At 38.0% G+C, this 573-nt stretch carries 1 rRNA gene; it reads right to left on the reverse strand.

Annotation, left to right across the window (positions count from 1 at the left end):
- Window positions 1–459 precede the first annotated feature (459 nt).
- Window positions 460–573, reverse strand: a 16S ribosomal RNA gene (locus tag ADS77_RS21370); the annotation flags it as partial.

Genomic DNA, 573 nt, shown 5'->3' on the forward strand with positions numbered 1-573 from the left:
TACGCTTAGTCACTTAACCATACAACCCAAACGGGTCTTGCTTGGTCTTTGTTACTTATGCTGCCTTGCTATCAATTTTTGCTTGGTTACATAACACGTTATGCGCCCAGCGACAAAAATATCAGCGGCGTTGCTTAAGTATCAAATACACGTCGCAATACTAAATCGTTAGATCCAGTCATACGTTAGTGACAGTTTAACTTCGCCAGAAGTTAATATTGAATACTAAAGTAGATACCAATCAATCAACGTAAACGTTAATTAAATGGCACTGAATGATACTGCTATCATTCTTTTTTACTTTTGAAAACTCTGTACAAATAACAATGTTATTCATACGAATTTTATTATCAGCTTTTCCAAATTTTTAAAGAGCATATTAATTAGTTAAACCCACTGGGCAAAACTAACTAACAATCATCTGTGTGGACACTACGAACAAATAAGTTCTAAATCGTATAAGGAGGTGATCCAGCCCCAGGTTCCCCTAGGGCTACCTTGTTACGACTTCACCCCAGTCATGAATCACTCCGTGGTAAACGTCCTCCCGAGGGTTAGACTATCTACTTCTGG

Source organism: Pseudoalteromonas porphyrae (assembly GCF_001298125.1).
GTDB classification, from domain to species: Bacteria; Pseudomonadota; Gammaproteobacteria; order Enterobacterales; family Alteromonadaceae; genus Pseudoalteromonas; species Pseudoalteromonas neustonica.